Origin of the sequence: Desulfotruncus arcticus DSM 17038 (genome assembly GCF_900113335.1) — a bacterium.
Lineage (GTDB): Bacteria > Bacillota > Desulfotomaculia > Desulfotomaculales > Desulfallaceae > Desulfotruncus > Desulfotruncus arcticus.
Window position 1 is genome coordinate 238031 of the sequence record NZ_FOOX01000003.1, and the last position, 13392, is coordinate 251422.

The 13392-nt window shown below is 41.8% G+C and carries 10 protein-coding genes; 9 read left to right on the forward strand and 1 reads right to left on the reverse strand.

Annotated elements, in window-relative coordinates:
- The first annotated feature begins 12 nt into the window (after nucleotides 1-12).
- From BM056_RS05920 to BM056_RS05935, 4 genes are all read left to right on the forward strand, one after another.
- The gene (locus BM056_RS05920; protein WP_092469676.1) at nucleotides 13-603 is read left to right on the forward strand and encodes a 4Fe-4S dicluster domain-containing protein; all 591 of its coding nucleotides are present in this window, start codon (nucleotides 13-15) and stop codon (nucleotides 601-603) included.
- Nucleotides 603-1484, forward strand: coding sequence for a CoB--CoM heterodisulfide reductase iron-sulfur subunit B family protein (locus tag BM056_RS05925; protein WP_092469678.1), 882 nt, complete (start codon nucleotides 603-605; stop codon nucleotides 1482-1484). The genes BM056_RS05920 and BM056_RS05925 overlap by 1 nt, the downstream gene beginning before the upstream one ends.
- Nucleotides 1485-1871: 387 nt before the next feature.
- Nucleotides 1872-3299: an ArsB/NhaD family transporter gene (locus tag BM056_RS05930; RefSeq protein WP_092469680.1), complete on the forward strand. Its 1428-nt coding sequence runs from the start codon at nucleotides 1872-1874 to the stop codon at nucleotides 3297-3299.
- 212 nt (nucleotides 3300-3511) lie between these two features.
- On the forward strand, nucleotides 3512-4924 hold the full coding sequence (locus tag BM056_RS05935) for an ArsB/NhaD family transporter (RefSeq protein WP_092469681.1): 1413 nt from the start codon (nucleotides 3512-3514) through the stop codon (nucleotides 4922-4924).
- 149 nt (nucleotides 4925-5073) lie between these two features.
- Here the strand turns inward: BM056_RS05935 and BM056_RS05940 are convergent, their stop codons facing one another.
- Nucleotides 5074-5679, reverse strand: coding sequence for a CBS domain-containing protein (locus tag BM056_RS05940; RefSeq protein WP_092469683.1), 606 nt, complete (start codon nucleotides 5677-5679; stop codon nucleotides 5074-5076).
- A gap of 496 nt (nucleotides 5680-6175) precedes the next feature.
- Here BM056_RS05940 and BM056_RS05945 point away from each other — a divergent pair, with 496 nt between their 5' ends.
- The 5 genes from BM056_RS05945 (at nucleotide 6176) to BM056_RS05965 (ending at nucleotide 13368) form a co-directional block, all read left to right on the forward strand.
- Nucleotides 6176-7693, forward strand: a complete 1518-nt coding sequence (locus BM056_RS05945) for an SLC13 family permease (protein ID WP_092469685.1) — start codon at nucleotides 6176-6178, stop codon at nucleotides 7691-7693.
- A gap of 290 nt (nucleotides 7694-7983) precedes the next feature.
- Entirely contained in the window at nucleotides 7984-9624 is a 1641-nt protein-coding gene (locus BM056_RS05950; RefSeq protein WP_092469687.1) for an IS1634 family transposase, read from the forward strand.
- Nucleotides 9625-9942: 318 nt separating this feature from the next.
- Complete coding sequence (locus BM056_RS05955) at nucleotides 9943-11259, forward strand: sulfite exporter TauE/SafE family protein (RefSeq protein WP_092469689.1); 1317 nt, start codon at nucleotides 9943-9945, stop codon at nucleotides 11257-11259.
- Nucleotides 11260-11277: 18 nt separating this feature from the next.
- The gene (locus tag BM056_RS05960) at nucleotides 11278-11985 is read left to right on the forward strand and encodes a hypothetical protein (protein ID WP_092469691.1); all 708 of its coding nucleotides are present in this window, start codon (nucleotides 11278-11280) and stop codon (nucleotides 11983-11985) included.
- Between the two features lie 216 nt (nucleotides 11986-12201).
- A complete protein-coding gene (locus BM056_RS05965; RefSeq protein WP_337833489.1) occupies nucleotides 12202-13368 on the forward strand; it encodes a trypsin-like peptidase domain-containing protein in 1167 nt (388 codons plus the stop codon).
- Nucleotides 13369-13392 lie beyond the last annotated feature (24 nt).

Genomic DNA, 13392 nt, shown 5'->3' on the forward strand with positions numbered 1-13392 from the left:
TATGTTCTTATTATGGAACAAAACAACAATCAACCTGTTAAATATGATTTGGATTTTGCCCGGGAGATTTATAATTTAGAAAATGGTTCTTATATCAAACAATGTATGCAGTGCGGGATGTGCGCAATTTCTTGCGCCACCCGCGAAATCATGGATTACTCGCCAAGACGCTTGTTTAACCTGATTAAACTGGGCAAAAAGGATGAAGTTTTGCAAGCAAATACCATGTGGAACTGCACATCCTGCTGCACCTGTAAGGCACGCTGCCCCAGGGGGGTGCCGATTATTGATGTTATGCATGATCTGAAAAAATACGCAATTCAAAATGGTTACGCAGATTACCCGCAAGCAGCCTTCTATAAAGCTTTTTGGGCTGAAGTTGCCAAACGGGGCAAATCTTTTGAGGGTGGTATCACTGCCCGGTATTACCTGATCCGTGGACTGGACGAAGTCAAGAAGGCTTTGGCCATGAAAGACGTGGGCATGAAAATGCTCAAGCATAAAAGGATGCCTTTGTTCCCGCCCAAGAAAATTAAAGGATATGGCAATCTAAAGAAAATTATTAACAAGGCGCAGGAAATTGAGCGGAGGGAGGCCAGATGATGAAATACAGCATATATCCCGGATGTTCTATGGAAGCAACTGCACAGGCCAACCTGAAATCAATAGAAGCAGTGGCCAAGGCTCTGGACCTGCACCTGGAAGAAATCCCTGACTGGAACTGCTGCGGTGCCACTGTAGCCTCAGGTGTGGTTGGGGACTTTACTCAGCAGGTAATGACTGCCCGTAACCTGGCCATAGCAGAAACAAAGGGTTGGGATGTGGTTGTGGGCTGCAGTTCTTGTTACCTCAGCCTGGCCGTAACTAATAAGCGCTTTAAGGAAGACGAGCACTTTAAAGTAAAGGCTAATGAGGCGTTGGCGGCTGGTGGTTATAAATATAACGGATCGCTGAGAGTGCGTCAGTTTTTGGAAGTGGTAATAAATGATGTTGGTTTCGATAATATCAAGGCTAAAGTTAAAAAATCGTTGGCTGGATTGAAAGTGGCCGGCTATGTTGGCTGCCAGACGGTAAGGGCGATCCCTTACGAATTTGACGATCCGGAGTATCCCGTTCAAATGGATAAATTGATGGAGGCGCTTGGCGCAACAGCTACCGATTTTCCAATGAAAGCCCGCTGTTGTGGAAGTTCCAACGCCATTGCCGCAACGGAAATTGTAATTGATCAGGCTTACAAGATTTTTGAATCAGCCAGCAAAGGCGGAGCAGATGTTATTGTAACGCCCTGTCCAATGTGCCAGTTGAACCTGGATGCCTATGAGCAGATGGTAAATCAAAAATATGGTACCAATTTTAACCTGCCGATTTTGTTTTTCACTCAATTAATGGCTATAGCATTTGATTTACCCGCTGATGCCCAAGCACTGAGTTATTGTATCAATTCACCCTATCAAGCGCTGGCAAGCTATGGCGTCGCAAGATAAATTAATAAATACAATTTGTACCAATGTCGGGATCTAGCTCTCCGCAAAAAGGGGGAGCTTTTATTTTTTTAAAAGCGCGCACAAAGGGAACTGATTTAGCACGCTTTTCTAGGTTCATAGTGACAAAAATATTAAGCAATTACCGGACTGAAATCTGATGTGTATTATGTATATTGTAGAAAATTTCACTTGTGGGAACTGTATGGCTGTGATAAAATAAGTGCAATATAGCACAAAACCAATGACAACATGTAAGGAGCCCAGTTTAAAGCTCGATTATGATAGTATTATATTTCACTATTCAATTGAACATTGAAGGAGGATGATAGGGCTAATTCTATTGATAAATAAATTAAAATCTATTGATTTTTAAAGGAGGAATAAACTTTGCCGGAGCACATTCAACTATATTTTGCCAGTGCTGTTTTTTTAGTTACATATGTCATTATTGTTTCCGAAAAGGTACACAGGGCGGTTATAGCACTGGTAGGGGCTGCATTGATAGCGGCAACCAAAATATTGGACCCTGAAGAAGCCGTACACGCAATTGACTTCAATACATTGGGGTTGTTGGTCGGGATGATGATTATTGTGGGCATTACCCGCCAAACGGGGGTTTTTGAATACTTGGCCATCAAGGCGGCTAAAAGCTCAAAGGGGCATCCTTTAAAAATTATGGCGGCATTATCATTGGTAACTGCTGTTTTATCAGCACTTTTGGATAATGTAACTACTGTTTTGCTAATTGTTCCGGTAACCTTTGCCATTGCTCAAAAACTAAGAATCAGCCCGATTCCAATCTTAATTGCTGAGATTCTCTCATCAAATGTTGGAGGTACAGCCACACTTATTGGAGATCCGCCTAATATTATGATCGGCAGCGCCACGCACCTGGGCTTTATGGATTTTATCATTAACTTGGCGCCGATTATTATACTTATATATGTTGTAACTTTAACTTTACTTAGACTAATTTACAGAAATCAGCTATCAGCAAATCCTGAGCGCCAAAAGAGCATTATGGAATTAAATGAAAAAAATGAGTTAAAAGATACCAAGCTTCTGCGAAAATGCCTGATTGTTCTGGCACTAACCATAACCGGCTTTGCTTTACACCAGTTTTTGCATCTGGAATCCTCCGTTATCGCTCTGTCGGGAGCCAGTTTACTTTTACTGGTTAGCAGGGAAGATCCGGAGCATGCGTTGCACGCTGTGGAATGGCCGGTAATATTTTTCTTCATCGGCTTGTTTGTACTGGTAGGAAGTCTGGAAAAGGTTGGTGTAATCGAGGCTGTTGCCGCGGCGTCACTAAAAATCACCGGCGGTGTAATGGTTCCCACATCAATGTTAATTCTTTGGTTATCAGGAATAGCTTCAGCATTCGTTGATAATATTCCTTTTGTAGCAACAATGATACCATTGATTAAGGATATGGGTCAAATTATGGGGGTAGCCGATCCAGCAGCGCTAAACCTATTTTGGTGGTCGCTTTCCCTGGGGGCTTGCCTGGGTGGTAATGGCACAATAATAGGCGCGTCCGCTAATGTTGTAGTTATAGGGATGGCGGAAAAACGGGGGGCGCCAATTACCTTTATGAACTTTTTTAAAGTGGCGTTTCCACTGATGCTGGTATCTCTCGTATTATCGTCAGTTTACATGGTGTTTTGGTATGTATACTCTCCGGCAATCACCATTGGGGCAACGCTTATCGTGTCAGTTATAGTAGGGATAGCCGTTACACCTATTAACAGAATGCTGGAAAGAAATGCTTTAAAGCATCAGCCCCAAGAACAGCCTGTCGCACTGGCAAAATAATAAAAGGCGGTCTAAAACCCGCCTGGCAAGAACAAAGGCTAAAAGTATAAAAGAGCGCACTAAAGGAACTGATTTAGTGCGTTTTTTTGTTATCAGCGGATAAACAAGTATACTGTATCATGAGACAGTATACTTGATAGAAGGCAGGATTTTGGGTTAATTTTAGTGAATAATTATTTATTAAGTCTTAAATTATCTGAGGAGGAGTGGATTTGCCCGAGCACATTCAAATTTATTTTGCCACATCAGTTTTTTTAATAACATATGTTATTATCGTTTCGGAAAAGATCCACCGGGCGGTTATCGCTCTGGTAGGGGCGGCATTAATTACGGTAACAAAAATCTTGGGGCCTGAAGAAGCAGTTCATGCCATTGATTTTAATACCATTGGTTTACTGGTGGGAATGATGATAATTGTCGGAATAACCCGCCAGACTGGTGTGTTTGAATATTTGGCTATTAAAGCTGCAAAGAGTTCCAAGGGGCATCCATTAAGAATAATGGCGGCACTTTCGCTGGTAACAGCCGTGTTATCGGCCCTTTTGGATAATGTGACCACTGTGCTGCTTATTGTTCCGGTTACCTTTGCTATAGCACAAAAGTTGAGGATCAGTCCCATTCCTATATTGATAGCTGAAATAATATCCTCAAATATTGGTGGCACAGCCACACTAATCGGCGATCCGCCCAATATTATGATTGGCAGCGCAACGCACCTGGGATTTATGGATTTTATTGTCAATCTTACTCCAATTATAGTGGTTATATATGTGGTTACGCTTACATTGCTTAGGTTGATTTATGGCTCCCAGCTTGTTGCAGATCCTGAACGGCAAAAAACAATTATGGAATTAAATGAACAAGATGAGCTAAAGGACATGAAGTTGCTTCGCAAATGCTTATTGGTCCTGGTGCTGACCATATTGGGCTTTGTACTGCACCAGTATGCTGATCTTGAGTCTTCGGTCATTGCTTTAACCGGTGCCAGCCTTCTTCTTTTAATCAGTAAGGAAGATCCGGAACACGCTCTGCATGCAGTGGAGTGGCCGGTAATATTTTTCTTCATTGGTTTATTTGTGCTTGTGGGCAGTTTGGAAAAGGTTGGCGTTATTGAGGCTATTGCCCGGGCCTCGCTTGATGTAACCGGTGGAGTGATGATCCCGACGGCTATGCTGATCCTTTGGCTGTCGGGGATTGCATCGGCTTTTGTTGATAACATTCCATTTGTTGCCACTATGATTCCGCTAATCAAAGACATGGGCCAGCTGATGGGAATTACTGACCCCACGGTTTTGAATGTGCTCTGGTGGGCATTATCTCTGGGGGCCTGCCTTGGTGGCAACGGCACCATTATTGGTGCATCAGCCAATGTTGTGGTCATAGGTATGGCAGAAAAGCGGGGAGCCAACATAACTTTTATGAATTATTTTAAGGTGGCATTTCCATTAATGTTGGTATCATTGGTTTTAAGTTCCGCTTATCTTCTTCTATGGCATATTTACCCTGAAACCATAACCATAATTGTTACCTTGCTGTTTGGTATCCTTGTCGGGTTTGGAGCAATGCCTGTAAATAAGCTACTGGAGCGTAGAGCCGCTGCTAAAAAGGATAACATCCAGGGATAAAAAGCTATCATCTTGAAAAAGTTTTGAGTACAGAGTCTCTCTTTAAAGCCGTGAGAGACTCTGTTTTTTACGGTAGTAAATTAGATCTTGTCATATAGCTGGCAAAAGCTAACAATTAAAATCCGCGCGCAAATGGTATTTGACTGCAGTTAGGCAGGTGGCTGTTTAAATGTTATGTTTCCATCCCAGGCGCTGTTTATAATCTTGGAACTTATGGTGGTGGAATCATCTTGAAAGACTATGCGGATTATTTCTCTGAAAATATCAACACTGTGGATCATGCCCACAAGGCGCTTTTTATCTTTTACGGCCACTGTATCAGCCTTATTTTTTACCATGGAGTAAGCAGCCTTTAGCAAGGTGTCGTTTATATCCACATAGTTTTCAATGGGTTTCATAAAATCTTTTACATTATCACATACAATTTCCTGACAACGCTCGGTTAAAAGGCCGTCCCAAAAAAAAGCTATGTCAGTAGTAGCCCATAATGTATATCCTTTAACGCTCTTTACAGAGCCTTTAATGTATTGGGGTTCAATGGCCGCAAGTAACTCAGGAATGCCAAATATGCCTACCAATTCAAAATTTTCTACGACAAAGACGCAACTCCTCCCGGTCCGGGGTTTACCCTGGAAATGATAGGAATTCATTATGATACGTAAAACATCTTTTAGGGTTGCTTCGCCAGAAACGGTAGGATAATCATATATTGGAATCATAATATCTTTTACTTTATTTTCATATGTTTTTTCCATTTTGGGGCCTCCTTTCAGCGTAATAACCGATATTCTATATTTAAAGTGGTGACAAAATTTTAGATCAAACAATTGCTAAAAGTATGAGGTTGTGATATTATTAACAAAATGCTTTGGTGTTAATTGTTGCAGAGAGCACATTAACCGGTGGCGGCCGGCTTAATGTGCTCTGATAAAAGTAATAACCACCTCCCAAAAATAAAAACAAATACAGTGACAAGATAGTTAAAAATTTCACAAATAGCTTTAGGTTATTATATACTGTTATTTAAAAATGCGCAATTATTCACATATAAAAAATGTGTTTTTTGCCTGCTATATATAATTTATGTCAATGGGTAAATGGAAAGTTTTTAGCGCTTTACAGGCGCTCTTTTTTTTTCGCCCTTTTATGTTAACTTTCAGTTCTTAATTTATGAATTGCTGGATGATGTTTTTCTTGGGGCTTTCAAGTATAATATAAAGAAAATTATTTCACCAGTTAAGGAGGTGACGTATGGGTAACAAAAAGATTCTTGACTTACAAGAGTATAAGAATAAAGATAAACCGGTTGATATCTATGAGCTAGCAGAAGACCAGCCGCGGTCTAAAAGTGGACAGGATGATTGGTTTAAAAGAATAATAGCTATGATGGTGGAAAGAAAATGGCTTTTGCTGGGTACTTTGCTGCTGGTTTTTATATGTTCAATGAGCACGCCGGAAGGTTTAACTGATAAAGGGAAGTATGCAATTGCATTATGGGCTTTTGTGGTGGTATGTTTCTTGACAGAAGCGCTTCCGCTGCCTGTAACAGCAATGGTTATCGGTTGTTACCAGGTGATAACGGGAATAGCGGGATTCCAGGAGGTTTCCAAGTCTTTTATGGATGATGCTGTGATCTTTATCATGGGGGTTTTGATGCTGGGGGCCATGCTGGTTAAGTATAATATTCATAGTAAGGTTGCCCTTTTTATACTAAAAATATCCGGCACCAGAATTGACAGGGTGGTGCTGGGGATGGTGACTTTTTGCGCCTTAAGCGCCGGGTTTATAACAGAGCACGCTGCTGTTACAATAATGTTTCCCATTGGGGTCGGTATTGTTTCATTAAGCGGCGGCATTAAAAAGGTTCCCAGACTGGGTAAGTTGATGATGCTGTCTATCGCCTACGGTGTAATTATTGGCGGTATAGCCACTCCTTCCGGTGGTGCCCGTAATGCCCTGATGCTCAGTTTTTTGAATAACATGGGTATAAACATGGGTTACGGACAATGGATTTTAATGGCTTTCCCGCTGACATTGATAATGATTATTATAGTAACTTACTGGTTGTTAAAGCTATTTAAGCCCGAGGTTAAAGATTTAAAAGATGTCATGGAAAGAATACAGCAAGAATTAGATGCAGGCGGACCAATGACAGCAAAAGGAATAGCAGCTATAGCAATTTTTCTTGCCATCGTGGCCGGGTGGGTTCTGTTCAGCCGCCAATATGGTGTTGGTAATATTGCTATGATTGGTGTCATTGTGGCTGCGGTCCTGCGCCTGGTGGACTGGAACTACCTGCAGCAGAAGACGCAGTGGGGAGTGGTTGTTCTTTATGCCGGGGCTGTATCAATGGGTAAAATGCTGGTAACAACAGGGGCAGCCGCCTGGTTGGCCAAGTTGCTCTTATCCGGTGCAGCGGCCATTGGAATATCCAAAGGACTTCCGCTGCTGGCCGCAACTACCTCTATAACAGCGCTGGTTACAAACACGATGGCTGACGGGCCGGCAGTTGCAGTACTGGGTCCAGTGTTTATCAAGGCAGCTGAATTAGCTAATACTTCACCATTAGCTATTGGTGTTGCCACCTCCTTAGGATCGGCTTTTTCATATATACTGGTGATTGCAACTCCCGCAAATGCTATTGTATATGGGCCGGGTTTTTTAAAAGCCTCTGATTTTCTGAAGGCGGGGAGCTTTTTATTTATTATTTCTCTAGTACTTACCATTGTTGGTTTGGCGGCTATATGGTGGCGTGTTTTGGGTGTTTAAATAGATTACGCAGTTTGCAGAAACTGATAATATCTAAATTTTGAGACAATTACAACTATAAAAAATTACATGGTGAAATATTGCACAAGCAAATTATGTGTGGTATAGTTTTTTTAAGCAAATAATTAACTAAAATTATTAAAAAGCAAGAGACAAATAACTTAGTAAAAAATTTAATTTTATCAAATATGGGACGGAAAATAGTGTGAAAAAATTATTAAAAAATGGTGGCTTGGAAATAAGGATTTACAAAATAAATAAAAAAGTTCCAGTTCAGAGGTGGTGAGGAAATGTTTTTTCGTAAAATTACCAGTAAAAGTAACGGAAAAGAGTACACTTATCTGAAGTTGATAGAAAACTACAGGGAAGGGGATAAAGTTAAACAAAGGGTAATCGCCAATCTTGGGAGTCTGGACAAATTAACGCCGGATAAGGTTAACGGGCTAATAACTGGTTTATCCAAGATTTGCGGATTATCTCAAAAGTCCGATAAGATTGAGACAAAAAAGATATTGCGCTACGGGGAAGTTCTGGCAATTCATAAAATATGGGAGTTGCTAGGTGTTGAATCGGTTTTAAATAGTATTATTCCTGAATCAGGTAATGATATTAATGTGCCTTTGCTAGCTGAACTTATGGCAATCAACCAAATAATTAAACCTCAACATAAACAGGCCATAAGTGATTGGTATCAATGCCTGTATTTACCGGAACTAGAAGACCAGAATTTAACTTCACATCATTTTTACCGGGCATTGGACCAGATAACTAAATTCAAAGAAGAACTTGAGAGTAGCATCTATAAAAACATTAATAATATGTTCCAAATAAACACAGACCTGGCGTTTTGTTTGTTAACCACATCAGTGTTTGAACCGTCACCGCAAGAGGACCTGAACTTAATATCCTATGGTAAGTACATTTGGCGAGAGCCCGATGAATTTCAAAAAATTGATCTAGGGTTACTGACCAGCAGGGACGGCATGCCTTTGGGACATAGAATTATCGGTGAAAACGCGGAAGAAATGGAATATAGAGCGATATTGGAGTACCTGAGACGTAATTTCGGAATTGATAGATGCATTTTTGTTGGCGACCGCAGTATCCTTGCTAACCCGGCTATGGAAATTTTGGTTGCCCATGGCTACGAATATATCCTTGGGCGCAAACGCCTGGCCAACCAAGATTATGATTTGCTTATAGGGGAAATGAAAGCAGGCTTAAATGGCTTTCGTGAAATTAACGAAGATCTTTGGTTTAAGGAATTAGGAAATGGTGATATAAGATATTTGATATGTTGTAATCCTAGAGCTTCGGAACAAATGAAAAGCCTGATTTATGATAAGCTGAATAGGATAGAAAGCCAGTTTGTTGATCTTAAGCGGCAAATAAGTGGAAAACGAGGAGTAAAAATCAACAACTATCCTGTCTTAGCGGATAATTTCTGCCGTAAATATATTGAGTGGCAACACAATGATTCCACTATGGAATTTTCATATCGATTTAAACAGGACCAGATCTTACGGGATATCGCGCTTGCCGGATCGTTTATGCTGGAAACAAATAATAATTTTCTCAGGGGGCAAGAAATTGTAAAAGCATACTCAGGGCTTGCTTATATAAGCGAATCGTTTAAAGAAATTAAAAACTTTGAACCAAGGCAAAATTACCTTTATGCCGAACTTAACTTATCTGCCAATGTATTTATGTGTGTGCTGGCAGCGGCACTTGAAAAAACACTGGAAAGAATAATGCGCCAAGCCGGATTAAATTTAGACACACGCAAGGCATTGCTGCTATTAGAAGAGGTTAAAATTGCCATAAATCAATTAGATGGCGAAGAATTTAAATCTATAACCAGCATTGCTGAGCCGCAAGAAGAGATTTTCAGCGCAATTGGGATAGTCAGTGACCATCGTGGTGTTATTTGACAGCTCCGGTTTAACTCTTAACAAATCAGTGACAGCATTTTTTTGAGATGCCTTGTGTAATATTGCACAATTAAATTTACCCTACAATAACGTTGGCGGACGTTATTGAAACACAAGTTGTATCTTGATCCATTCACATCAATAATAACATAAACTGGTCTATTTTATCAACTATTTTTGTTAAAAAGTTGTCACTACCTAAAACCGGCTACTGGCTGTCAAATGCATATAATTTCACAATGAAAGAGGTGGTGGGAATTATCATGCCTGTTTAAAGGCTTTAATGGATTGTTCTGAGATTAAGGAGGGGAGATAATAATGAGTATCTTAAAAAAAATGGCCACAGGAAGTTTGGCCACAGGAAAAGTTCTAACAGATTTGTCCAGGGCGCAAGCCAACTGGGAACTTCAAATGAGTCGCGTGATTCTGGGAAAAAGGTGGAAATGGTTACTGGTTGCCATGCTGCCCGTTTTGTTCGGTGTAGGTCTGGAAGTGGCCTCGGCTGCCGACCTGCCGGGGTATCTCGGAGGACATAAAGGGTATATGCCAAGTTTTGTAACTCTAAATATGTTTATCGGTTCTATCTTTGTGGGCTTGATGGCGGGGTTGATCACCGGGGTTATCGGAGCCGGTGGCGGTTATGTGCTTACGCCCGCGCTGATGAGTATCGGTGTTAAAGGTATCATGGCGGTCGGCACCGACCAGTTCCACCTCTTCGCCAAAGGCATCATGGGTACGGTTATTCACAAGAAGTTGGGCAATGTAAACTTCTGGATCGCAGTTTGGTTTGTGCTCGGCTCAGTGACAGGCGCCACCACCGGCGGCATGATTAACCGGGCTATTTACCAGAAGAGCCCCGCTCTAAGTGATGCCTTCATCAGTTTGATTTATGTAGTAATGCTGGGAATCCTGGGTGCATACGCTATGTATGACTGGGTCAGTTCCAACAAGAAAAACAAAACTGCTGATGGCAATATAACCGAAGCCACGACCAAGTTCGCCAAGTGGCTGCAGTCAATACAATTAAAGCCCAGGGTTAAATTCGATGAAGATATCGTTCCCGGCGGTCGCAGCATGGCGGTGTACCCCATAATTATCGTAGGCTTCATTGTCGGCAACTTGGCTGCCATGATGGGTGTCGGCGGCGGTTTCGTGACCTTCCCGATCTTTGTATACGGATTTGGCATATCGACCTTTACCACAGTAGGAACAGATATTTTGCAAATTATCTTCACCACGGCTTATTCTTCAATCACCCAATATGCAGTTTACGGCTATGTATTCTACAGCGTAGCAATGGGAATGCTGCTTGGCTCACTGGTGGGGATTCAGATGGGGGCAATGGCAACTAAAATTATGAAGGGTACAACTATCCGGGCCATTTACGCTCTGACAATTGTAGCAGGCTTCACCAACAGGCTTTGCTCTCTGCCACCCAAATTAAATGATGCCGGCTACTTGTCCATAAGCAGTAAAAGTACGGCTGTTTTGACAAGCGTGGGTAACACAGTGTTCTTTGTTCTGGTAATAGTGTTCTCCATCTGGATTATGGCCTCGTTCTTCAAGGGTATTGGCAAATTCAGAGAGCAGGCCAGGGCTGAGGCAGAGGCGAAACTGTCCACTGCCTCCAATTAATCAAAGGGGGTGTGTATAATGATAATAAATAAGAAACAGTTTATCACCGGCATTGTGTTGCTGTTAATCTTCACTGCGGTTTTTATAACTATAATGAGTCCTTTAGCTAATGGTAAAACGCTGGTCCAGGCAGCCGATGATTTGTTCAACCAGCTTACCAAAGGGTCAACCTACATTATTCCCAAGGTTATCGATAATGCGGCAAAATTTGAAGGCACCAGCTTCCAGGTTTCAGTGAAAGCTGAAAGCCTGGAAGATGCAGAAAAGTATGCCAAAGTTTTTTCAGCAGCCGGTGCGCAAGTTACCTCCGACGGCGGCAATGTTAATATCAATGGCGATTTGGGCAAAGTGTCCGTAGCAGCATTAAAAGATGCAGATGTTGAATTTCAAAACAATGGCGCCCAACTAAAGAGTGAGTACGGCATGGAGTCCAGGGAAGTTATCTATTGCTGGTATAACGGTATTAAAGCATTAAGTGCCCAGTATAAACTGGATAATAAAGTAGCGGAACTGGGTCTGGTTAATGATGTAATGACAAAAGGACTTGAGCCGGCTTATAATTTCGAAGGCATTCAAGCCGTAAATGTTAAGGAAAGAAGCGGAATCACAACTTTTATGCTGCTGTTTTACGTGCTATACACGATTCTGTATGGATTTGCGATAATGTTCATCTTTGAAGGGTTGGGTATTGTTGCTTCATCACACGGTGAAAAAGCGGAGGCTTAGGGAATGGGGAACACACCTCCATTTAGGGTCATAGCTTTAGGGTTGGAGGCATGTTCCCAATATATACGCATTAGATTAAACGGTGTTTATGTGAAAGAAGAAGCAGGTTTTTGCGGCTGGCAAAACCTGCTTCTTCTTTTAAAAATGCTCAGGTGGAAATAACAAGCATTTTTTGTTAATATATAGACTAATATATTTATACGAGGAGTGGTTGGGTTGTTTCAGGGATACAGGCGTTTTATTTTGCTGGCCGGCCTTGTTGCATTTGTTGCAGGCATAATGTTCGCCGGAGGCTGCCTACTGGTTAATGATATTAAGGGAAACGATAAAACCGTACCGCCCGGGTATTCCAGTAATGCCGCCGGGGTCGACCAGGGATTGCCGGGAGTTGGCGCCGGTACGATTGCAGATATAGTAAAAAATTCCGGTCCTGCAGTGGTTAAAATAAGCGTGGAAAAACAGGTTAGTGGGAGCAATTACATTGATCCGCTTTGGAATGACCCTTTTTTTCGAAATTTTTTTGGTACACCTGAGAGGCAAAGGCCTAGAACCGAGTCGGGGCTCGGTTCCGGTTTTATTATTTCGAAGGACGGCTATATATTGACCAATGAGCACGTTATAGACGGTGCAGATGAAATTATGGTTACTGTCCAGGATGATCAAAAAGATTATCAGGCCAAGTTGATAGGTGCTGATTATGACCTGGACCTGGCCATTTTAAAAATAGAAAAAAAAGGAGACCTTCCCTATTTAAAACTGGGGGATTCTGAAAAAATAGAAGTTGGAAACTGGGTAATTGCCATCGGGAACCCGTTTGGCTTTGACCATACAGTAACTGTTGGTGTTATAAGCGCCAAAGGCAGGCCGGTGCCGGTGGAAGGCAGGTATTATAAAAATTTGCTGCAAACAGATGCCGCAATTAATCCTGGCAATAGCGGGGGGCCACTATTGAATTTAAAAGGTGAAGTTGTTGGGATTAATACCGCGGTTGCCCAGGCACAGGGAATAGGCTTTGCTATCCCCACCAGTACGGTAAAGGATGTGCAAAATGAGTTGATGCAAAAGGGTAAGGTGATCAGGCCCTGGCTGGGCATTCAAATGCAAAACCTTACTTCAGATCTGGCGGAATACCTTAACTTGGAAAGCAATGAAGGTGTGGTTGTAGTTGGTGTTGTTCCGGGAAGTCCGGCGCAACAAGCCGGTTTACGTCAGGGTGACGTAATTGTTGAGATTCAAAAACAAACAATTAAAAATGCTGATGAACTGGCTGAGCGCATTAAGAAAACGGAAATTGGCCAAGAATTGCTGCTTTTGGTTTACCGAGACAACCAGTCCATGTATATCACCGTTGCGGTAGGCGAGAAACCCGGACAACTGCAGTAATATAAAAAGTAAAATAGAAGAACC